We start from the raw sequence: 22,061 nt of genomic DNA, 5'->3' as shown, positions 1-22,061 counted from the left end.
GGCCGGGCCGGGTGTCACACGCGCTCAGATCGCCTGCTTCGCCTTCAACGCGGCAATCCGCTCGTCGTCGTAGCCGAGCATGTCGCGCAACACGTCTTCCGTCTGCGCGCCGAGCAGCGGCGGGGCCGTGCGCGCGTCGGGCGGCGTCGCGCTCATCCGGATCGGGTTGCGCACGAGCTTCACGTCCGCGCCGCACGGATGCGGCAGCGAGACCTGCATCCCGCGCGCGACCACCTGCTCGTTGTCGAATACCTCGTCGAGATCGTTGATCGGCCCGCACGGCACGCCGGCCGCTTCGAGCGCGCCGATCCAGTCGGCCTTGTCGCGCGCCTTCACCATCTCCGCGAGGATCGGCACCAGCGTGTCGCGGTGACGCACGCGCGACGGGTTCGTCGCGAAGCGCTCGTCGTCGGCCAGCTCGGGTTGGCCGCCGGCCTCGACGAACTTGCGGAACTGCCCGTCGTTGCCGACCGCCACGATGATCCAGCCGTCGCGCGTCTGGAACGTCTGGTAAGGCACGATGTTCGGGTGCGCGTTGCCCCAGCGCACCGGCGGCTTGCCGCTCGCGAGGAAGTTGGTGTTCATGTTCGCGAGCAGCGCGACCTGCACGTCGAGCAGCGCCATGTCGATGTACTGGCCTTCGCCCGTGCGGTCGCGGTGCGCGAGCGCTGCGAGCACGGCGATCGTCGAATAGAGGCCGGTCGCGAGATCGGCGATCGCGACGCCGGCCTTCTGCGGGCCGCCGCTCGGCTCGCCGTCGCGTTCGCCGGTGATGCTCATGAAGCCGCCGATCCCCTGCACGATGAAGTCGTAGCCCGCGCGATGCGCGTACGGCCCGGTCTGGCCGAAGCCGGTGACCGAGCAGTAGACGAGATCGGGCTTCACCGCCCGCAGCGAGTCGTAATCGAGCCCGTACTTCTTCAATTGCCCGACCTTGTAGTTCTCGAGCACGACGTCGCTTTGCGCGGCAAGCTCGCGCACGATCTGCTGGCCTTCCGGCGTCGCGATGTCGACCGTCACCGAGCGTTTGTTGCGGTTCGCCGCGAGGTAGTACGCGGCCTCGGCGGTATCCGCGCCGTCCGCGTCCTTCAGGTACGGCGGCCCCCAGTGGCGCGTGTCGTCGCCGGCGCCCGGGCGCTCGACCTTGATCACGTCCGCGCCGAAATCGGCGAGGGTCTGCGCGCACCACGGGCCCGCGAGCACGCGGGTCAGGTCCAGCACGCGGATATGGCTCAGGGCACCCATCGTCGAATCGTCTCCTTTCATGGCGGGCCTGCGTTGTCGGCAAGGCCGATTGGCATGTCGAGCATCTTAAGGCGAATCGGCCGCGCGGGTGGCCCACGCCGGTCGCCCACGCCGGTCGCCCACGCCGGTCGCCCACGCCGGTCGCCCACGCCGGTCGCCCACGCCGGTCGCCCGTCGCAGCGGGCCGCTGCCGCTTGGGCGGGCGTTCTGTATCGTATAATCGATCGTTTCCAAATCCATGCCGCCGCGCGCCCCGCCTTGGGGCGCCGGCGTTTGAAGCCGTCTTTGCCAGACTGTCCCCGCACGCCATGAAAGCTGCCGAAATCCGCGAGAAATTCCTCAAATTCTTCGAATCGAAGGGCCACACGATCGTCCGCTCGTCGAGCCTCGTGCCCGGTAACGACCCCACGCTGATGTTCACGAACTCGGGCATGGTCCAGTTCAAGGACGTCTTCCTCGGCACGGACCCGCGCCCGTACTCGCGCGCCACGACGGCGCAGCGCAGCGTGCGCGCGGGCGGCAAGCACAACGACCTCGAGAACGTCGGCTACACGGCGCGCCACCACACGTTCTTCGAGATGCTCGGCAACTTCTCGTTCGGCGACTACTTCAAGCACGACGCGATCAAGTTCGCGTGGGAACTGCTGACCACGGTCTACCAACTGCCGAAGGACAAGCTTTGGGTCACCGTCTACCAGGAAGACGACGAGGCGTACGACATCTGGGCGAAGGAAGTCGGCGTGCCGACCGAGCGGATCATCCGGATCGGCGACAACAAGGGCGCGCGCTACGCGTCGGACAACTTCTGGACGATGGGCGACACCGGCCCGTGCGGCCCGTGCACCGAAATCTTCTACGACCACGGCCCGGACGTGTGGGGCGGCCCGCCGGGGTCGCCTGAAGAAGACGGCGACCGCTACATCGAGATCTGGAACCTCGTGTTCATGCAGTTCAACCGCGACGCGCAGGGCAACATGACGCGCCTGCCGAAGCAGTCGGTCGACACCGGCATGGGCCTCGAGCGTCTCGCCGCGGTGCTGCAGCACGTGCACAGCAACTACGAGATCGACCTGTTCCAGAACCTGATCAAGGCCGCCGCGCGCGTGACCGAGATCAGCGACCTCACGAACAACTCGCTGAAGGTGATCGCCGATCACATCCGCGCGTGCTCGTTCCTGATCGTCGACGGCGTGATCCCCGGCAACGAAGGCCGCGGCTACGTGCTGCGCCGGATCGTGCGCCGCGCGATCCGCCACGGCTACAAGCTCGGCCGCAAGGGCGCGTTCTTCCACAAGCTGGTGGTCGACCTCGTCGCCGAGATGGGCACCGCCTATCCGGAGCTGAAGGAAGCCGAGCAGCGCGTGACCGACGTGCTGCGCCAGGAAGAGGAGCGCTTCTTCGAGACGATCGAGCACGGGATGTCGATCCTCGAAGCCGCGCTGGCGGATGTCGAAGCGAAGGGCGGCAAGGTGCTCGACGGCGAGCTCGCGTTCAAGCTGCACGATACCTACGGCTTCCCGCTGGACCTGACGGCCGACGTGTGCCGCGAGCGCGGGATGACGGTCGACGAGCCGGCCTTCGACGACGCGATGGCGCGCCAGCGCGAGCAGGCGCGCGCGGCCGGCAAGTTCAAGGCCACGCAGGGCCTCGAATACTCGGGCGCGAAGACCACCTTCCACGGTTACGAGGAAATCGCGTTCGACGACGCGAAGGTCGTCGCGCTGTACGTCGACGGCTCGGCCGTCAACGAAGTGAAGGCTGGCCAGGATGCGGTCGTCGTGCTCGACCACACGCCGTTCTACGCGGAATCGGGCGGCCAGGTCGGCGACCAGGGCGTGCTCGCGAACGCCGCGACGCGCTTCGCGGTGGCCGACACGCTGAAGGTGCAGGCCGACGTGATCGGCCATCACGGCACGCTGGAGCAGGGCCTGCTTAAGGTGGGCGACGTGCTGCGCGCGGAAATCGACGCGCATCGCCGCGCGCGCACGCAGCGCAACCACTCGGCCACCCACCTGATGCACAAGGCGCTGCGCGAGGTGCTCGGCGCGCACGTGCAGCAGAAGGGTTCGCTCGTCGACGCGGAAAAGACCCGTTTCGACTTCGCGCACAACGCACCGATGACCGACGACGAAATCCGTCGCGTCGAGCAGATCGTCAACAACGAAATCCTCGCGAACGCGCCGGGCATCGTGCGCGTGATGCCGTACGACGAAGCGGTGAAGGGCGGCGCGATGGCGCTGTTCGGCGAGAAGTACGGCGATGAAGTGCGCGTGCTCGATCTCGGCTTCTCGCGCGAACTGTGCGGCGGCACGCACGTGCACCGCACCGGCGACATCGGCCTGTTCAAGATCGTCGTCGAAGGCGGCGTCGCGGCCGGCATCCGCCGCGTCGAGGCGATCACCGGCGACAACGCGGTGCGCTACGTGCAGGAGCTCGACGCACGCGTGAACGAAGCCGCGGCCGCGCTGAAGGCGCAGCCGTCGGAACTCACGCAGCGCATCGCGCAGGTGCAGGAGCAGGTGAAATCGCTCGAGAAGGAGCTGGGCGCGCTGAAGTCGAAGCTCGCGTCGAGCCAGGGCGACGAGCTCGCGCAGCAGGCCGTCGAAGTCGGCGGCGTGTACGTGCTGGCCGCGACGCTCGACGGCGCCGACGCGAAGACGCTGCGCGAAACGGTCGACAAGCTGAAGGACAAGCTGAAGCGCGCGGCGATCGTGCTGGCGGCCGTCGAAGGCGGCAAGGTCAGCCTGATCGCGGGCGTCACGCCGGACGCGAGCAAGAAGGTCAAGGCCGGCGAGCTCGTGAACTTCGTCGCGCAGCAGGTCGGTGGCAAGGGCGGCGGTCGTCCGGACATGGCGCAGGCGGGCGGCACCGAGCCGGCGAACCTGCCGGGCGCGCTGGCCGGCGTGAAGGGCTGGGTCGAAGAACGGCTCTGATCGTTGCACGACCGATGCGATGCCGTCGCACTGACAGCATCGCGTGAATCGAAAAACGACCCGATCGGCAGATGCCGGTCGGGTCGTTTTGTTTGTGCGGGCCGTGCAGGCTGTGCGCGTCGATCGCCACGGCGGCGCGCGAATCCAGGTCAGGCCGGCACGGTCGCGGCCGGCTTCGCCGCGTCGTCAGGCTGAGGCGTGGCTTCGGTGAGCGCATCGCGCAATGCTGCGAGCGCCGCCGACGCATAACCGCGCCGCCACCCGAGCAGCGTGTCGATGCCCGCGAGTTCGGGAATCGTGTGCGCGGCGACGTTGCCGGTTTCAGGCTGCAGATCGAGCACCGAGCGCGGCGCGACCGCGACGCCCGCGCCGGCCGCGACGCACGCGACGATCGCGTGATACGAGCCGAGTTCGAGCACGCGCGCGGGCTTCACGCCGTGCGCCGCATACCACTGCTCGACGTACTTGCGATAGGCGCAGCCACGCTCGAACGCGATCAGCGTCGGCAGGATCACGTCGCGCGGCGTGCGTACCGGCGGATGGCCGCGCGGCGTGAGCAGCACGAGATCCTCGCGAAAGATCGGCACCGTCTCGAACGTGTCGGGCAGCGCGTCCGGCTCGGGCGGGCGCGCGAACAGCGCGGCGTCGATCTCGAAGTCGCGTACGCGGTCGATCAGGCAGCCCGTCGTGCCCGTCAGCAGTTCGAGCGACACGTCCGGCCACGCATGGTGGTAGCGCGCGAGGAGGGCCGGCAGGCGGCTCGCGGCCGTGCTTTCCATCGTGCCGAGCCGCAGCCGGCCGCGCGGCGTGTCCTCGCGCACCGCGTCGCGCGCCTCGTCGGCGAGCGCGAGCAGGCGCTCCGCATACGGCAGCAGCGTATGCCCGGCCGGCGTCAGCACGAGCCGGCGGCCGTCGCGCACGAACAGCGCCGCGCCGAGTTCTTCCTCGAGCTGCTTGATGCGCGTCGTGACGTTCGACTGCACGCGATTGAGCTTGGCCGCCGCGCGCGTCACGCCGTTCTCGCGCACGACCGCCCGGAAGATCGCCAGCGCCGCCAGGTCCATGATTCTCTCCGAAGGATGGGTTGATTCTTAATTATTCATTTTTTGAGAACGGTCGGTCAAGCTAGGATGAACCCATTCCGATTTCCGATCCGGCCGGCGTGCGCGCAGCGCCGGCCTTTGCCGCCATGTCCCGCTTCGATGCCCTGACCGCCGCCGCCCGCGGCCTTTCGTCCGACCAGGCCGACCGCCGTGCCCGCGCGGCCGCGCTCGCCTGCATGGTCGGCCTGGCCGTCGTGCTCGGCGTCGGCCGTTTCGCGTTCACACCGCTGTTGCCGCTGATGCTCGCGGACGGCTCGATCGGTCTGAAAGCCGGCAGCTGGCTCGCATCGGCGAACTATGCGGGGTACTTCGCCGGCGCGGTCAGTTGCGCGGCGCTGCGCGTCGCGCCGGCGCGGATGGTGCGCTTCGGGCTCGCGGCGACCGTGCTGCTGACCGCCGCGATGGGCGTCGGTCACGCGCTGCCGGTGTGGCTCGTCGTGCGTTTCGTCGCGGGCGTCGTCAGCGCATGGACGTTCGTGTTCGTGTCGCAATGGGGGCTGCGGCGGCTGGCCGAGCTGCATGCGCCCGAATGGAGCGGGGTGATCTATGCGGGGCCGGGCGTCGGCATCGTGGTGACGGGGCTGATCGGCAGCGCGCTGGCCGGCCGACACGCGGCGGTGGGCTGGCTCGGTTTCGCGGCGTTGTCGGCCGTGCTGTCAGTCGCGATCTGGCGCACGTTCGGTGCGGCGCCGGCTCCGACACCGGCGCACACGCAGGCGACGCCACCGGCCGCCGCGCCGCATACGGTCACGAGCGCGTCGGCGTCCCCGGCAGCACGGGCCGGCACGCGAAGCCGCCGCGCGGACGCCGCGTGGCTCGTCGCGCTGTACGGCGCACCGGGCTTCGGCTACATCATCACCGCGACGTTCCTGCCGGTGATCGCGCGCGCCGCGCTGCCGGCCGGCTCGCCGTGGCCCGACTTGTTCTGGCCGATGTTCGGTGCGGCGCTGATCGTCGGCGCGATCACCGCCGCGCGGCTGCCCGGGCACTGGGACAACCGGCTGCTGCTGGCGGCCGGCTGCGCGACGCAGGCGCTCGGTATCGCGGCCGGAATCGTGTGGCCGAACGCGGCCGGCTTCTCGATCGGCAGCGCGCTGCTCGGGTTGCCGTTTACCGCGATCACGCTGTTCGCGATGCGCGAGGCGCGGCGCCTGCACGGCGAGCGTGCGGCCGGACTGATGGGCTATGCGACCGCATCGTACGGCGTCGGGCAGATCCTCGGGCCGCTCGTCGCGGCGCCGCTGGCCGTGCGCTTCGGGTCGTTTACGCCGGCGCTGTGGGTCGCGGCGGCGGCGCTGCTGATCGGCGCCGCCGGCTTCGCGGCGACCGCCGCACGCGGGCGCGGGTCGCCCTGATGCCGGTGGGGCCGGATCGTCTCGGGCGCGGGCAAACTCGCTAGAATGAAGCCTTTTCCGCGCCGAGCGGACGCGCGACGCGGCCTTCAGGCCGAGGCCGGGCGCTCGCCAGATCCCCATCGATGACCACCGCCGACTACCGCTTTTGCCCGCGCTGCGCGAACCCGCTGACCGAGCGTGCCGATCCCGACCATGAGGGCGGCCGCATCCGCCAGGCCTGTCCCGACGACACCTGCGGCTACGTGCACTGGAACAACCCGCTGCCGGTCGTCGCCGCGATCGTCGAACTCGACGGCAAGATCCTGCTCGCGCGCAACGCCGCGTGGCCCGAAGGGATGTTCGCGCTGATCACCGGCTTCCTCGAAAACGGCGAGACGCCCGAGGACGGCATCGCGCGCGAGGTGTTCGAGGAAACCGCGCTGAAGGCCGAGCACGTATCGCTCGTCGGCGTGTACGAATTCATCCGCAAGAACGAGCTGATCATCGCGTACCACGTGCGGGCGTCGGGCACGGTGTCGCTGTCGCCGGAACTGCTCGAATACAAGCTCGTCGATCCGCCGCTGCTGCGCCCGTGGCGCGCCGGCACGGGCATCGCGCTCGCCGACTGGATGCGCGCGCGCGGCCTCGATTTCGAATTCGTCGACCGGCCGGGGCAGTGACGGGCCTGCCTGCCCGCAGGGTGTCGTCCGCCGTGCCGCGCGCGATCGCGGCGCGGTGCTTCGCTGCTGGCTGGCGCGTCGCTTCATGCGGCCGCCGCGCGTCGTCCCGATCGTCTCTTTCGTTCCCTTCGCCTCCCTCGTCCTGAGCGCCATCGCCATGTCCGACAAGCCGCAGCCGCGTCCGCGCGACGCCTATCGCCACTTTCTGCCGATCACGACCCGCTGGATGGACAACGACGTCTACGGGCACGTGAACAACGTCGTCTACTACAGCTACTTCGATACCGTGGTGAACGAGTACCTGATCCGCGCGGGCGTGCTCGACGTCGAGCACGGGCAGACGATCGGGCTCGTCGTCGAGACGCAGTGCAACTACTTCGCGCCGCTCGTGTTCCCGCAATCGGTCGACGCGGGGCTGCGCGTCGTGAAGCTCGGCACGTCGAGCGTGCGCTACGAAGTCGGGCTGTTCGCGCAAGGCGACGCGTCGCCCGCCGCGCAGGGGCATTTCGTGCACGTGTACGTCGATCGCGGCACGCGCCGCCCGGTGCCGCTGCCCGACGCGCTGCGCGCCGCGCTCGAACCGCTCGCCGCCTGACGCGACGCGGTGCACGCGTTCGCGCTCCAGGCCTTCAACGGCCTCAGCTATGGCTTGCTGCTGTTCATGCTGTCGGCCGGCCTCACGCTGATCTTCAGCGTGCAGGGCGTGCTCAACTTCGCGCATGCGAGCTTCTACATGCTCGGTGCGTACGTCGGCTACAGCATCGCGGCTCATGCGGGCTTCGGGCCCGCGCTCGTGCTCGCGCCGCTCGCGGTCGGGCTGCTCGGCGCCGGCTGCGAACGTGTGCTGCTGCGCCGCGTGCAGGCACGCGGCCATACGAGCGAACTGCTGCTGACCTTCGGGCTCGCGTACCTGATCGGCGAGGGCGCGAAACTCGTGTGGGGTCTCGCGCCGCTGCCGGCGCCCGTGCCGCCGCTGTTCGACGGCGCGCCCGCGACCGTGTTCGGTCTTGCGTTGCCGCGTTACCGGCTGTTCATGATGGCGATGTCCGCGACGATGCTGGTCGCGCTCGGCGTGCTGCTGCGTGCGTCGCGCATCGGGCTCGTCGTGCGCGCGGCGCTCACGCATCGTGCGGCGGTCGAGGCGCTCGGCTACGACGTGCCGCGCGTGATGACGGCGCTGTTCGGTGCGGGCACCGCGCTCGCGGCGCTGGCCGGCGTGATCGGCGCGCCGCTTGCGGTGATCGAGCCCGCGCTGGCCGAGACCGTCGGGTCGGTCGTGTTCGCGGTCGTCGTGATCGGTGGCCTGGGTTCGCTCGGCGGCGCATTCGTCGCGTCGCTCGCGGTCGGCTTCGCGCAGACCTTCGCGGCCGCGAGCGACACGTCGCTGCGCGATCTCGCGCAATGGACGGGTATCGCGCTGCCCGACAGCGTGGCCGCGGTGTCGATCGCGCAACTGGCGCCGCTGGTGCCGTACCTGCTGCTCGTCGCGGTGCTGTTCGCGCGGCCGCGCGGGTTGTTCGGCGAGCGTGTCGATGCGTAGCCGCGCACTCGCCGGATGCGTGCGCTGGGCGCTGTTCGCCGCCTGCTTCGCGCTGCCCGCGTGGCTGTGGCCGCACGGCGCGGTGCTCGGCTATCTGGCGCAGACGGCCGCGCTCGTCGTGCTCGCGCTGTCGTACAACCTGCAGCTCGGCACGACCGGGCTGCTGTCGTTCGGGCATGCGGCGTTCGCGGGCTTCGGCGCGTTCGCGGCCGCGCACTGGTTCAATCACGTCGGCGGCCCGCTGCCGCTGTTGCCGCTCGTCGGCGGCGTGGCCGGCGCGGGCTTCGGGTGCGTCGCCGGGCTGCTGGCGACGCGCCGTTCCGGTACCGCGTTCGCGATGATCACGCTCGGGCTCGGCGAATGCGTCGCGGCGGCTGCATGGAGCGTGCCCGCGTGGTTCGGCGGGATCGGCGGCGTGCCGATCGACCGCGCGAGCGGCGCGCCGTGGGGCAACGCGCATTTCGGCGCGCCGGCGCACGCGTATGCGCTGATCGCCGCGTGGTGCGTCGTGTCGGCATGGGCGATGCATGCGCTGAGCCGCACGCCGCTCGCGCGGCTCGCGAACGCGGTGCGCGACAATCCGGCGCGCGTCGCGGCGCTCGGCACCGATCCGCGCCGCGTGCGGCTCGCGATGGTCGCCTGCGCATCGTTTTTCGCCGGCGTCGCCGGCACGCTGACGCTGATCGACGTCGAGATCGCGACGCCCGACAGCGTATCGATGGCGCGCTCGGCGACCGTGCTGATCGCCGCGGTGATCGGCGGCACCGGCGCATTCTTCGGGCCGGCGGCCGGCGCGGCCGTGCTGACCGCGCTGAGCATCGTCGTCGCGGGCGTGTCGCGCGCGTGGGCGCTGTATCTCGGCGTGCTGTTCGTCGCGATCGTCGTCGCCGCGCCGGGCGGGATCGCGGGCATCGCGCAGGCATTCGCGCATGCGCTGCGGCGCGAGGCCCCGGCGACCGAGCGGTGGCGGCTGCTGTGCGCCATCGGCGCGTGTGCGTTCTGGGGCGTCGCGATCGTCTGCGCGGCCGAGCTCGGCTATGCGTGGCGCTTCGCGCGGGACGACGGCACGGGCGTCGCGTTCGGCGCATGGGGCATCGACGCCGATACGCCGATCGGCTGGGCCGTCGCGGGTTCGGCGGCCGGCATCGGCATCCTGCTGTGGGGCTGGCGCGCGCGGCTCGGGCACGGCGCGGCGGCCGCCACGCGGGAGGACGCGCGATGAACGGCAACGCGATCGCGCTGCACGGCATCGTGCAGCGCTTCGGTGCGCAGACCGTGCTCGACGGTGTCGATCTGCGCATCGCAGCCGGCGAGCGCCACGCGCTGATCGGGCCGAACGGCGCGGGCAAGTCGACGCTGTTCGGCGTGATCGCCGGGGCGACGCGGCCGACGCGCGGGCGCGTCATGCTGCACGGCGTCGCGCTGCGCGGGCGCGGGCCGGTCGTCGCGAGCCGCCTCGGCATCGGCCGCAGTTTCCAGCAGACGAGCGCGTTCGCGCGCCTGAGCGTATTCGACAACCTGCGCTGCGCGGCGCTGCATGCGCCGGCCGAACGGCGGCGCTGGTGGAACCGGCTGCGCGACTCCGCGTCGGTCGATCTCGCGGCCGCGCGCGTGCTGCACGACATCGGCCTCGACGCGCGGCGCGACACGCCGGCCGGCGAACTCGGCTATGCGGAGCAGCGCGCGCTCGATCTCGGCATTGCGCTCGCGAGCGGCGCGCGGACGCTGCTGCTCGACGAGCCGACGGCCGGCATGAGCCGCGCGCAGGCCGCGCGGATGATCGCGTTGATCCGCGCGACGACGCAGGGCCGCACGGTCCTGATGATCGAGCACGACATGGACGCGGTGTTCGGTTTCGCCGAACGCATCACGGTGCTCGTGCGCGGCACGGTGGTCGCGACCGGCGCGCCCGACGCGATCCGCGCCGATCCGCGCGTGCGTGCCGCGTATCTGGGCGAGGGTGCGGCATGAGCGCGGTGCTCGACATTCGCGGGCTGCGCGCGTGGTACGGGATGCAGCCCGTACTCGATGGCGTCGATCTCGCGCTCGCGCCGGGCGAGACGCTCGCGCTGCTCGGCCGCAACGGCTCCGGGCGCTCGACGCTCGCGAAGGCCGTGATGGGGCTCGTGCGCACGGCCGGCTCGGTGCGCATCGCCGGCGCCGAATGCGCGGGGGCGCGCACGTTCGAGATCGCGCGGCGCGGCGTCGCTTACGTGGCCGAAAGCCGCGACGTGTTCCCGCTGCTGACCGTGCGCGACAACCTGCGACTCGGTTTGCGCGGCGTGAGCGGCGCAGCCGAACGGGCGGCGCTCGACCGCCTGTTCGACCGTTTTCCGCTGCTGGCCGCGCGCGCGGACGTGAAAGCCGGGCGGCTGTCGGGCGGGGAGCAGCAGGTGCTCGCGCTGGTGCGCGCACTCGCCGGCGGCCCGCGCGTGCTGATCGTCGACGAACCGGCCGAGGGGCTCGCGCCGCTCGCGGTCGACGAAGTCGGCGCGTGTCTCGCCGCGCTGCAGGCCGACGGCGTCGCGATCGCGCTGATCGAGCAGCGGCTGCAGCTCGCGCCGCGGCTCGCGCGGCGCGTCGCGGTCATGGGGCGGGGAAGGATCGTCTACGACGGCGGGCTCGACGGGCTGCACGGCGAGGTGGCCGACGCGTGGCTGAGCGCCGGCTGACCACGCCCGGTCGATTGTTCGGCAAACTCCGCCAGTCAATTCGCGTCGAGCCGCTTTATCGCTGCGGTGCCGCAACGTAAATTTCCAGTCAGGCCGATTGCCGCGGCAACATCGTCGCGGCAACCGGCGCCATCCATCGAAGGTCTTCTGACTGAGGAATGAAATCATGAGCAAGCTGGCAGGCAAGGTAGCGGTCGTCACGGGCGCCTCGAAGGGCATCGGCGCGGCGATCGCGAAGGCACTGGCCGACGAGGGCGCAGCGGTCGTCGTCAACTACGCGAGCAGCAAGGCGGGCGCGGATGCGGTCGTGAGCGCGATCACCGAAGCGGGCGGCCGCGCGGTCGCGGTCGGCGGCGACGTGTCGAAGGCCGCCGATGCGCAGCGCATCATCGATACCGCGGTCGACACGTACGGCCGTCTCGACGTGCTCGTCAACAACTCCGGCGTGTACGAATTCGCGCCGATCGAAGCGATCACCGAAGAACACTACCGCCGGCAGTTCGACACGAACGTGTTTGGCGTGCTGCTGACCACGCAGGCGGCCGCCAAGCATCTCGGCGAAGGCGCGAGCATCATCAACATCAGCTCGGTCGTGACCAGCATCACGCCGCCGGCCAGCGCCGTGTACAGCGGCACGAAGGGCGCGGTCGACGCGATCACCGGCGTGCTCGCGCTCGAGCTCGCTCCGCGCAAGATCCGCGTGAACGCGATCAACCCGGGGATGGTCGTGACCGAAGGCACGCACAGCGCGGGCATCATCGGTTCCGATCTCGAAGCGCAAGTGCTCGGCCAGACGCCGCTCGGCCGCCTCGGCGAGCCTAACGACATCGCGTCGGTCGCCGTGTTCCTCGCATCGGACGATGCACGCTGGCTGACCGGCGAGCGCCTCGTCGCGAGCGGCGGGCTGCGCTGAGTCGGCATGAGTGGGGCCTGCGCGAGGCAACGTGCCCCGCGATCACCGCGTCGCAGGCCCCGCCGTCGTGGCATCCCCGCAGCGCAGCTCGGTCGGGTTTGCGAAAACGCGAATTTCGATATTTAATTCCTCTGAAGTGATCCGGCAGGTTTGAACGGTTTGCGGCCGGATGCAAACGGCGCACGTCGCTGGCCGGTCGAGCGAACATCGGCGGTGCGGCGCTCGACATGCGGCCGACGCCGGCATGGTTCGTTTTCGGGGAAGCGGGACATGAGACGTGCGGTCATCACGGGGATCGGCATTGCGTCCAGCATCGGCAGCGATGTCCCGACCGTGCGCGACGCGCTGCGCGCGGGCCGCAGCGCCATCGTGTTTTCCGAATCATTCAGGGACGCGGGACTGCGCAGCCACGTCTGGGCGCCCGTCGAGGCGCCCGCGCCGGATCGCGTCGATCGCCGGCATCTCCGATGGATGACCCCTGCCGCGCTGCAAGCATTCGCATGCATGCAACAAGCGATCGACGACGCGCGGCTGCCCTCGCGCCTCGTGTCGAACGAGCGCGCCGGCGTGATCGTCGGCAACGCGTGCGGGGTGTCGCTCGGTTACGTCCATGCGGTCGATGCGATGCGCACGCGTGGGTTGCGCGGCGTCGGCGCGTACGACATCGTGCATTCGATGCCGTCCGTCCATGCCGCGTGCCTTGCCGTCGCGTTCGGCGTGCGCGGCGTGAGCTACGCAATCTGCGGTGCGTGCGCCGCATCGGCACAGTGCATCGGCCATGCCGTCGAATTGATCAGGGCCGGCACGCAGGACATCGTGTTCGCCGGCGGCGCCGAAGAACTGGGGTGGGAAGTCGCGTGCCAGTACGATGCAATCGGCGCGCTGTCGACCCGCTTCAACGATACGCCGGTGCGCGCGTCGCGCCCCTACGATGCGGACCGCGACGGCTTCGTGATTTCAGGCGGCGCAGGGATCGTCGTGGTCGAGGAAATGAATCATGCAATCGAGCGCGGCGCGCCCGTCTATGCGGAAGTGATCGGCTACGGCACGACGACCGACGGTATCGACATGGTCGTGCCGTCCGGCGAAGGCGCCGAGCGCAGCATGAGGCTCGCATTGCGCGGTATCGATTTGCCGATCGACTATCTGAACACACACGGCACGTCCACGCCCGTCGGCGATATCCGCGAATTACGCGCGATCCGGAACGTGTTCGGCGAGGCCGCGCCGCCGGTGTCGTCGACCAAGTCGACGACCGGCCACGCGCAGGGTGCGGCCGGTGTGCACGAATTCATCTATGCGGTGCTGATGATGAACGACGGATTCATTGCGCCGAGCATGAACATCGGGCAGCTCGACGACGGCGCGTGCGGCTTCGACATCGTCACGGCGACCACGCAGCGGAAACTGACGACCGTGATGACGAACAGTTTCGGTTTCGGCGGGGTCAATGCGACGCTCGTCATGACGAACGCCTATCGCGCGCAGATGCAATAGCGCGCCGCCGCATGCGTTTCCCTGAACTGCCGATTTCTCCCGGAGGTGTCGACATGCATGTTGCTCCCAGCCATCGCAGCCATCATTTTTCGTTGCGCGTGCCGTTCGTCGATGTCGATCTCGGCGGCGTCGTCTATCACGCGAACTACCTGCGCTGGTTCGATCAGGCCAGGATGGAATGGTATCGCGCCAACGGTATCGATCTCGCGCACATGATGGCCGAACTGCGAACCGGGCTCATCGTCTGCCGCATCGAGACGGCGTTCCTGTCGCCGGCGCGTCACGACGAACCGCTGACGATCCGCACGACGCTGACCGAGCTCACGCGTGTGCGTATCGCGTTCCAGCAGGAGGTCTATCGCGACGATACGCTGCTGGCAAAAGGGCGAACGGGGCTCGCCGGCGTGAATCTCGACACGCTGCGGCCGGTTCGGATTCCGTTTGCGTTTCGCGTCGAATGAAAGACGCATGCCGTGGCGCTGCGCGACCCGTCGACCGCCGGCCGCGAGCGGCCGCTACGCGCTCATCGCCAGCGCATTCGCGCCGACGTGCCACCGCAGGCATTCGACGACGAGCGCGTGATTGGCTTCGGAGCCGAGCCCCGCGATCGTCATCGCGCCGACGATGCCGGCGCCGGCAATCCGCAGCGGCACGCCGCCGCCGTCGAGCGCGTAGTCGTCGTCCGACAGGCCGTGCGAGCGCAGCGACCAGCCGGCACGCCGAAAGCACGCGCCGACCGCGAGCGAACTCTGGCCGAACCGCAGCACCGTGTTCTGCCGGCGGCGGATCGCCTCGCTGTCGTGCGCGCCGCTGCCGTCGAGCGCGCAGTAGAACAGCGGCGCTTGCCCGCCGACGATGCCGACCGCGATCGGCAGCCCGCGGCGCGACGCGAGGTTGACCGCGATTTCTCCGATGCGGCGTGCGACGGCTGCATTGAAGTGCGGCAGCGCCGGGTTCGACGCATCGTCGTCGAAGGCGTGGGGTTCGAGGCGAAAGGGGGGCGTCACCATGGCGGCTCCGTCGCGTTGCCGGCGCTGTACGCGCGTGCCGGGCGTCGCATCGTCACGGGCCGCGCGCGGGCCCGTCTTTCGTTCAGTGCTTCGGCGTTTCGGCACGTCGACGTTTCAGCGTTTCAGCGCTTCAACGTTTCGGCGCCGCGTCGAGCATCCACTCGTGCGCGGGATCGTTCCTGAACGCCCACGCGCGGCTCGGGCCCGCCATCACGTTCAGGTAGTACAGGTTGTAGCCGTGCGGTGCGACGACCGGGTGATAGCCGCGCGGCACCATCACGACGTCGTGGTTCTCGACCGCGCACGCCTCGTCGAGGCTGCGGTCGTCGGTGTATACGCGCTGGAACGCGAAGCCCTGCGGCGGATCGATCCGGTGGTAATAGGTTTCCTCGAGCGACGTCTCGTCGGGCGCCGCGTCGCGGTCGTGCTTGTGCGGCGGATAGCTGCTCGAATGGCTGGCCGGCGTGACGACTTCGACGACGAGCAGCCGGTCGGCGGCCGGGTTGTCGCCCATCAGGATGTCGCATACGTAGCGCGTGTTGGTGCCTTGCCCGCGCACCGAGCGGCGCATCCGTTCGCCGTCGAGGCGCTGAACCCGCTTGTCGCCGCTCGCGTACGGCGCGGTGCACAGCGCGACTTCCGCATCGCGCGTCGCGACCAGCGTGACGGTCTTGCCGCCCGGCACGTACAGCGCGTCCGGCGACACGTCCTCGAACACGCTGTCGCGCTTGCCGAGCGCGTCGTACGTCTCGCCGTCGACTTTGGCGCGCACCGTGCCCGTCAGCACGACCACGCACAATTCGCGCGTGTCGGTGTCGAGCGTTTCGGTGTCGCCGGCCTTCAGGCGCAGCGCGCGAAAGCCGACGTGCTTCCAGCCGGCCGATTCGGGCGTGACGTTGCAGATTTCGCGGTCGGCGGATGCCTTGACCAGCAGGGGAGAAATCGTCATGAAATAAGTCTCCGCAATAGGGTAGGGCGCGAACGCTCAGGCGCTTGCGCGCGAACTCACGCGCTCAACCGGTCGACGATCGCGCGCAGCGATTCGTAGCCCTTCTTCGCATACGCATAGCTCGGCGCGACGGCCGGGTCCTGCTCGGCCTCGACGACGAGCCAGCCTTCGTAGCCGGCGTCCTTCAGCGTGCGCAGCGTCGCGTCGTAGTCGAGCGCGCCGTCGCCCGGCACCGTGAAGGTGCCGTTGATCACGCCGTTCAAAAAGCTCCAGCCGTCGTTGCGTGCCTTGCTGACGACCTGCGGCCGCACGTCCTTGCAATGCACGTGCGCGACGCGCGACACGTGCTTCTGCAGCAGCGCCACCGGGTCGGCCGCGCCGCCGAAATACGCGTGGCCGGTGTCGAACAGCAGGAACACCTTCGCGGGATCGGTCAGCGCCATCAGCCGGTCGACGTCGTCCGGCGACTCGACGTACGCGCCCATGTGGTGATGGTACGCAAGCTTGATGCCGTACGTGTCGAGCAGGTGCGCGCCGAACGCGTCGAGACGCGCCGCATAGCGCCGCCACGCTGCATCGTCGACGAAACGCGGCCGCTTCGCGACCGGCGTGTCGATGTTGCCCTGGATCGTGCCCGCGCATTCGCCGTACACGACGACCTTCACGTCGTTGTACTGCAGCTTCGTCATATGCGCGCGGCAGCGCTCGATTTCCGCCGCGACCGCATCGGCATCGGTCATGCCCGGCGCGACTTCCGCGAGGAAGCCCGAATACCAGCCCGACACGCACACGAGCCCGAATTCGGCGAGCTTCGCCTTCAGTTCGGGGCCCGTCTTCGGAAACTTGTTGCCGAGCTCGAAGCCCGCATAGCCGATTTCGGCGCCTTCCTTCAGCGCCGTCTCGAGCGGCGTCTCGCCGCCGAGCGACGGCAGGTCGTCGTTCATCCACGACAGGGGATTGATACCGATGCGGACGTTCCAGCTCATGACGGGTTTCCTGGGTTCGAATGTTGTTGTGTCGGCGCGGCCGATGGAAAGGGGCGCGGATCAGCGCCGCTGGCGGGTCTTCGCGTCGAGATACGCGCGGTGCGCCGCTTCGACGCCGGCGCGTTCGGACACCTGCGGCACCGCGACTTCCCACCACGCGCCGCCGTCGTCGGTCGTGCGCTGGTGCGTGGTGTCGATCACGAGCACCTGGCTCGTCGTCGCCGCCCGCGCGCGCTTCATTTCGTGGCGCAGCTCGCCGATGTCGCGCACGTGCACGGCTTCGGCGCCCATCGCGCGCGCATGCATCGCGAAGTCGATCGTCGAGCGTTCGCCGCCTTCGGGCACGCAGTCGTCGAGCATGTTGTTGAAGCTCGCGCCGCCGCAATTGAGTTGCAGCCGCTCGATGCAGCCGTAGCCGCGGTTGTCGAGGATCACGACGATGAGCTTGCGGCCGAGCATCACGGACGTCGCGAGTTCCGCGTTGAGCATCATGTACGAGCCGTCGCCGACGATCACGATCACTTCGCGCTCGGGCCGCGCGAGCTTCGCGCCGAGGCCGCCCGCGACCTCGTAGCCCATGCACGAATACGCATAATCCATGTGATAGTTGCCCGGCACGCCGCTGCGCCACAGCTTGTGCAACTCGGCCGGCAGCGTGCCGGCCGCGCAGACGACGAGATCGTCGCGCGCGCTGTCGCGTCCCGCGTCGGCCGCGGAGTCGCGCACCGCGCCGATCACTTCCGCGTCGTACGGCAGCGTGTCCTTCGGAATCCGTGTGGTCAGGTCCGTCACGCGCGCGTTCCATGCGGCGGCCTGGTCGCGGTTCGCGGCGGTCCACGCCGGGTCGGCGCGCCAGCCGGCCAGCGCGGCCGACAGCTGGCCGAGGCCCGTGCGCGCATCGGCCACCAGTTGCCGGCCGCGTTTCTTGCCCGCGTCGAACGGCTGCACGTTCAGGCTCAGCAGCGTCGCGTCGCCGTAGAGCGCGTGCGAACCGGTCGTGAAATCCTGCAGCCGCGTGCCGACCGCGAACACGACGTCGGCCTGCGCGGCCGCGCGGTTCGCGGCGGGCGAGCCCGTCACGCCGATCGAGCCGAGGTTCAGCGGGTGGTCCCACGCAAGGCTGCCCTTGCCGGCTTGCGATTCGGCGACCGGCACGCCGTGCGAGTCGGCGAACGTGCGCAGCGCATCCCACGCCTGGCTGTACAGCACGCCGCCGCCCGCGACGATCAGCGGCTTCTTCGCGGCCTTCAGCACGTCGAGCGCATCGGCGAGCTCGAGTGCGTCGGCCGGCGGCCGGCGCATCCGGATCACCGGCGGCGCGAAGAAATCCTCGGGCCAGTCGTACGCGAAGGTCTGCACGTCCTGCGGCAGCGCGAGGCACACGGGCCCGCACTGCGCGGGATCGGTCATCACCTGGATCGCGCGCGGCAGCGCGACGAGCAATTGCTCGGGCGACGTGATGCGGTCGAAGTAGCGCGTGACGGGCCGGAAGCAGTCGTTCGCGCTGACGTCGCCCTGTTCGAAATCCTCGACCTGCTGCAGCACCGGGTCGGGCAGCCGCGACACGAACACGTCGCCGGGCAGCAACAGCAGCGGCAAGCGGCCGACGTGCGCGAGCGCGGCCGAGGTCAGCATGTTGGTCGCGCCGGGGCCGATGCTCGACGTCGCGGCCATCATCCGCTGGCGGAAATGCGCTTTCGCGAACGCGACGGCCGCGTTGGCCATCCCTTGCTCGTTGTGCGCGCGAAACGTCGGCAGCCGGTCCTTCTCCGCATGCAGCGCCTCGCCGAGCCCGGCCACGTTGCCGTGGCCGAAGATCGCGAACACGCCGCCGCAGTACGGCAGGATCTCGGTCCGGCCGTCGGGCTGGACGACTTCGGCGCGCAGGGCGGCCAGGTAGCGCACGAGCGCCTGGCTGACGGTCAGTCTTACGGTGGTGGTCATCGTCGGTCGATAGAGAGAGGTCGGGTGGTCGTCACGAACACGGGCATCAGGCCGCGGCGGCGCGCGCGGCGGCCCGGCGGCCCAGCCACGCGTCGACCAGTTGCGCGAAGTTGCCGGCCACTTCGTCGATCAGCGCCTGGTCGTCGATCCGGCCCGCGAACCATTTCAGCGACGCATCGGCCCACAGCGTGCGCCCGACCATGAAGCCCTTGACGATCGGGTTGGTCGCCGAGCGGAAGCTGTCGACGAGGTATTGCAGCGGCTGGTTCAGCCCGAGGATCACCGCGCCGCGGCAGTACGGGTCGCGCTCGGCGATCAGCGCGGCGAGCCGCGCCCAGCCGTCGGCGGTGAGCGGCGTGAGCTTCCACCATTCGGGTTTCACGCCGAGGTTGTAGAAGCGCGCGACCGTGCGCAGCACCGCGTCGTCCTCGGTGCCGGCCGGCGTGACCGCGCGCGGCGGAATCATTTCCAGCAGCAGCTCATTGCCGCTCGCGCGCGTGGCTTCCCACAGCTCCAGCACGCGCTGCTCCTGTTCGACGCGCAGGTCGACGTGGTCGTCGGGGTGATAGTGGACGAGGCACTTCACGACCTGTTCGGTCGGCCAGTGCGTGAGCGACGAGCCGACCGAACGCGTGTCGTCGAACCGCAGCGGCCGCGAGCCCGGCAGTTCGACCGGACGGCCGACCCACCAGCCGCGCCCGGTGGCCGACGCGAGCGCGTCGCTGCCGTACGCACCGCCGTCGATCAGCACGCCGACGTGGCCGGCGATCCCGCGATCGCGCTCGACTTGTTCGACCGCGCGCACGAGCAGGCGCTTCAGCGTCTTGATCCGCGCTTCGTCGGCGCCGGCCTGCACCGCGAGCTCGTAGAACTGGCTGCGATGGTCGAACGCCATCACGCAGAGATCGTCCCATTCGCGGCGCGGCACCGTCACGCGATGCAGGTGCGCGAGCGTGCGGTCGGCGTCGACCTGCGGATTGCGGCTGCCGTCGAACCAGTGCGCGAGTTCGGCCGGCGTCGGCATCGCGGCCGAGCACGCGTGGCGCGACACGACGATCGCGCCGCACGCGTTCGCGATGCGCGTCGATTCGGCCCAGTCGCGCCCGCGCAGCAGCCCGGACAGCAGCCCCGACAGGAACGCGTCGCCCGCGCCGAGTACATTGAGCACGTCGACGCGCTCGCCGAGAAAGGTCGGCGCATCGTCGATGCGCGCGGAAACATCGCCTTCGATCACGCAGCAGCCGAGCGCGCCGCGCTTGACGACCAGCGTCGCGTTCGTGATCGCGCGCACCGCCTGCAACGACGCGATCAAATCATCCGGCACACCGCCCGCGATCAGGAATTCCTCCTCGGTGCCGACCAGCAGGTCGAATTCGCCGAGCACCTGCTGCAGCTGCCGTGTCACCTGCGCGTCGGGCACGTAGCGGTTTTCGCCGGCGCCGCGCGCGGTCAGCCCCCACAGCACCGGCCGGTAGTCGATGTCGAGGATCCGCACGGCGCCGTGGCGGCGCGCATACGTCAACGCGGTCAGCGACGCCTCGCGCGTGCCCGGCGTCGACAGATGCGTGCCGGTGATCGCCAGCGCGCGGCAACCGGCGATGAAGTCCTCGCTGATCTCGTCGGCGCGCACGGCCATGTCCGCGCAGTTCTCGCGCACGAACAGCAGCGGGAACGTATCGCGATCCTTCAGCCCGAGCAGCACCAGCGCGGTGAGGCGCTCGCGGTCGGTCTGCAACTGGCTCGTGTCGCAGCCTTCGCGCTCGAGCGTCTCGCGCAGGAAGCGGCCCATCTGCTCGTCGCCGACGCGCGAAATCATCGCGGTCTTCAGCCCGAGCCGCGCGACGCCGAACGCGACGTTGCCGGACGAGCCGCCGAGATACATCTGGAAGCTGCGCGCGTCCTCGAGGCGGCTGCCGTACTGCTGCGCATAGAGATCCACGGCCACGCGGCCGAGGCAGGCGAGATCGATGGGGCGGTCACTCGGAAAGTTCAGCAGGCTCATATCACGTGTCACGCTCGCGGCCGGCGTTCGGCGCTGCCGGCGGATTAGGGGACCGAACCGGCGGCGGCTGTCGCGGCAGGTGCTGCACGACGCGAGGCGGCCTGTCGCCGGGATTCGGGCTACGGAACGGAGTCTAGACTTTTTGGAAATCCAGTTCCCTAGGTGAAATCACGTAGAAATAAATTTCCAAATTGTCGAGGAAGTGATCTACAGTTTCATCCGGATGCTTCAGTCCCGATCGGACCCGATCGGACTCGGCCCGGCGGCGCGCAACGCGCCGTCTTCCGCCCCCCGGAGATGAGGAGACAGATTGATCATGAAGACCAAGCTGATGGCCGTCGCGGCCGCCGCGATCCTGGCTGCGCCGCTCGCGCATGCCGAGAAGATCGGCGTGACGATGGCATCGTTCGACGACACATTCCTGACCATCCTGCGCAACAGCATCGCCGATTCGGCGAAGAAGGACGGCGCGACGGTGCAGATCGAGGACGGCGGCAACGACGTCGGCAAGCAGTTGAGCCAGGTCCAGAACATGATCGCGCAGAAGGTCGACGCGATCATCGTGAACGCGGTCGATACCGACGCGACGCCGAAGATCACGAAGATGGTGACCGCCGCGAAGATCCCGCTCGTCTACGTGAACCGCAAGCCGGTCGATTTCGACAAGCTGCCGGCCGGCGTCGCGGTCGTCGCGTCCGACGAAAAGCAGTCGGGCACGCTGCAGGCGCGCCAGGTGTGCAAGCTGCTCGGCGGCAAGGGCGACCTGCTGGTGCTGATGGGCGAGCTGTCCAACGAATCGGCGCGCGCCCGCACCAAGGACATCGAGGACGTGATCGCGACGAAGGATTGCGCGGGCATGAAGATCGTCGACAAGCGCGAAGGCAAGTGGAGCCGCACGCAGGGCCAGGACATCACGATGAACTGGCTGAGCTCCGGCACCAAGTTCGACGCGATCATCTCGAACAACGACGAAATGGCGATCGGCGCGATCAACGCGCTGAAGGCCGCACGCAAGCTGACGCCGAAGACGGTCGTCGCCGGCATCGACGCGACGCCGGACGGGCTCGCGGCGATGAAGGCCGGCGAGCTGAAGGTATCGGTCTACCAGAACGCGACCGGGCAGGGCGCGCAGGCGGTAGCCGCGGCGCTCAAGCTCGCGAAGAAGCAGCCGGTCGATCGCTACGTGAACGTGCCGTTCGAACTCGTGACGCCGGAGAACATGAACCAGTACGCGAAGCACTGACCGGTTTTTC

At 69.6% G+C, this 22,061-nt stretch carries 19 protein-coding genes; 12 read left to right on the top strand and 7 right to left on the bottom strand.

Going from position 1 to position 22,061, the window contains the following annotated elements:
* Positions 1-24: 24 nt before the first annotated feature.
* Positions 25-1,245 carry a CaiB/BaiF CoA-transferase family protein gene (locus tag HWX76_RS34535; protein WP_176017025.1) on the bottom strand — a complete coding sequence of 407 codons (1,221 nt, stop codon included), beginning with the start codon at positions 1,243-1,245 and terminating at the stop codon, positions 25-27.
* A 308-nt stretch (positions 1,246-1,553) separates the two neighbouring features.
* Here HWX76_RS34535 and alaS point away from each other — a divergent pair, with 308 nt between their 5' ends.
* Positions 1,554-4,178: an alanine--tRNA ligase gene (alaS, locus tag HWX76_RS34530; RefSeq protein ID WP_089488356.1), complete on the top strand. Its 2,625-nt coding sequence runs from the start codon at positions 1,554-1,556 to the stop codon at positions 4,176-4,178.
* Between the two features lie 149 nt (positions 4,179-4,327).
* On the opposite strand, the gene HWX76_RS34525 is transcribed toward alaS, so the two are convergent.
* The gene (locus tag HWX76_RS34525) at positions 4,328-5,242 is read right to left on the bottom strand and encodes a LysR family transcriptional regulator (RefSeq protein WP_124595255.1); all 915 of its coding nucleotides are present in this window, start codon (positions 5,240-5,242) and stop codon (positions 4,328-4,330) included.
* A gap of 125 nt (positions 5,243-5,367) precedes the next feature.
* Between HWX76_RS34525 and HWX76_RS34520 the strand changes: the two genes are divergently transcribed.
* The 10 genes from HWX76_RS34520 to HWX76_RS34475 all read left to right on the top strand — a co-directional run bounded on the left by HWX76_RS34520 (position 5,368) and on the right by HWX76_RS34475 (position 14,378).
* Positions 5,368-6,636: a YbfB/YjiJ family MFS transporter gene (locus HWX76_RS34520; protein WP_089488358.1), complete on the top strand. Its 1,269-nt coding sequence runs from the start codon at positions 5,368-5,370 to the stop codon at positions 6,634-6,636.
* A gap of 122 nt (positions 6,637-6,758) precedes the next feature.
* Positions 6,759-7,295 carry an NUDIX domain-containing protein gene (locus HWX76_RS34515; protein WP_050017597.1) on the top strand — a complete coding sequence of 179 codons (537 nt, stop codon included), beginning with the start codon at positions 6,759-6,761 and terminating at the stop codon, positions 7,293-7,295.
* 157 nt (positions 7,296-7,452) lie between these two features.
* Positions 7,453-7,890, top strand: coding sequence for a thioesterase family protein (locus tag HWX76_RS34510; RefSeq protein WP_027787751.1), 438 nt, complete (start codon positions 7,453-7,455; stop codon positions 7,888-7,890).
* A gap of 9 nt (positions 7,891-7,899) precedes the next feature.
* Positions 7,900-8,835 (top strand): branched-chain amino acid ABC transporter permease, encoded by a 936-nt coding sequence (locus HWX76_RS34505; protein WP_089488359.1) that lies wholly within the window; start codon positions 7,900-7,902, stop codon positions 8,833-8,835.
* Positions 8,828-10,057 (top strand): branched-chain amino acid ABC transporter permease, encoded by a 1,230-nt coding sequence (locus tag HWX76_RS34500; RefSeq protein ID WP_176017024.1) that lies wholly within the window; start codon positions 8,828-8,830, stop codon positions 10,055-10,057. Before HWX76_RS34505 ends, HWX76_RS34500 begins: the two co-directional genes overlap by 8 nt.
* On the top strand, positions 10,054-10,806 hold the full coding sequence (locus HWX76_RS34495) for an ABC transporter ATP-binding protein (RefSeq protein ID WP_050017593.1): 753 nt from the start codon (positions 10,054-10,056) through the stop codon (positions 10,804-10,806). The genes HWX76_RS34500 and HWX76_RS34495 overlap by 4 nt, the downstream gene beginning before the upstream one ends.
* Positions 10,803-11,507: an ABC transporter ATP-binding protein gene (locus tag HWX76_RS34490; RefSeq protein ID WP_124557287.1), complete on the top strand. Its 705-nt coding sequence runs from the start codon at positions 10,803-10,805 to the stop codon at positions 11,505-11,507. Before HWX76_RS34495 ends, HWX76_RS34490 begins: the two co-directional genes overlap by 4 nt.
* Before the next feature lie 166 nt (positions 11,508-11,673).
* Positions 11,674-12,420: a glucose 1-dehydrogenase gene (locus HWX76_RS34485; protein ID WP_050017591.1), complete on the top strand. Its 747-nt coding sequence runs from the start codon at positions 11,674-11,676 to the stop codon at positions 12,418-12,420.
* A 270-nt stretch (positions 12,421-12,690) separates the two neighbouring features.
* Positions 12,691-13,917 carry a beta-ketoacyl synthase N-terminal-like domain-containing protein gene (locus tag HWX76_RS34480; protein ID WP_089488362.1) on the top strand — a complete coding sequence of 409 codons (1,227 nt, stop codon included), beginning with the start codon at positions 12,691-12,693 and terminating at the stop codon, positions 13,915-13,917.
* Between the two features lie 53 nt (positions 13,918-13,970).
* On the top strand, positions 13,971-14,378 hold the full coding sequence (locus HWX76_RS34475; protein ID WP_176017023.1) for a YbgC/FadM family acyl-CoA thioesterase: 408 nt from the start codon (positions 13,971-13,973) through the stop codon (positions 14,376-14,378).
* Between the two features lie 54 nt (positions 14,379-14,432).
* Here the strand turns inward: HWX76_RS34475 and HWX76_RS34470 are convergent, their stop codons facing one another.
* The 5 genes from HWX76_RS34470 to iolC form a co-directional block, all read right to left on the bottom strand.
* Positions 14,433-14,927, bottom strand: a complete 495-nt coding sequence (locus HWX76_RS34470; RefSeq protein WP_124631704.1) for a heme-degrading domain-containing protein — start codon at positions 14,925-14,927, stop codon at positions 14,433-14,435.
* A 130-nt stretch (positions 14,928-15,057) separates the two neighbouring features.
* Positions 15,058-15,876: a 5-deoxy-glucuronate isomerase gene (gene iolB, locus HWX76_RS34465; protein ID WP_124639951.1), complete on the bottom strand. Its 819-nt coding sequence runs from the start codon at positions 15,874-15,876 to the stop codon at positions 15,058-15,060.
* Positions 15,877-15,932: 56 nt separating this feature from the next.
* Positions 15,933-16,862 (bottom strand): myo-inosose-2 dehydratase, encoded by a 930-nt coding sequence (gene iolE / locus HWX76_RS34460; RefSeq protein WP_050017585.1) that lies wholly within the window; start codon positions 16,860-16,862, stop codon positions 15,933-15,935.
* 60 nt (positions 16,863-16,922) lie between these two features.
* Positions 16,923-18,806: a 3D-(3,5/4)-trihydroxycyclohexane-1,2-dione acylhydrolase (decyclizing) gene (gene iolD / locus HWX76_RS34455; RefSeq protein WP_176017022.1), complete on the bottom strand. Its 1,884-nt coding sequence runs from the start codon at positions 18,804-18,806 to the stop codon at positions 16,923-16,925.
* A gap of 46 nt (positions 18,807-18,852) precedes the next feature.
* A complete protein-coding gene (gene iolC / locus HWX76_RS34450; protein WP_176017021.1) occupies positions 18,853-20,808 on the bottom strand; it encodes a 5-dehydro-2-deoxygluconokinase in 1,956 nt (651 codons plus the stop codon).
* Positions 20,809-21,124: 316 nt separating this feature from the next.
* On the opposite strand from iolC, the gene HWX76_RS34445 reads away from it, so the two are divergent.
* Positions 21,125-22,051 carry a sugar ABC transporter substrate-binding protein gene (locus HWX76_RS34445; RefSeq protein WP_050017638.1) on the top strand — a complete coding sequence of 309 codons (927 nt, stop codon included), beginning with the start codon at positions 21,125-21,127 and terminating at the stop codon, positions 22,049-22,051.
* The last annotated feature ends 10 nt before the right edge of the window (positions 22,052-22,061 follow it).

The sequence above is a fragment of the Burkholderia sp. BCC0398 genome, from assembly GCF_902833245.1.
Classification (GTDB): Bacteria; Pseudomonadota; Gammaproteobacteria; order Burkholderiales; family Burkholderiaceae; genus Burkholderia; species Burkholderia sola.
The sequence above is the reverse complement of the archived record's forward strand: the minus strand, read 5'-3'. Positions and strand labels throughout refer to the sequence as shown.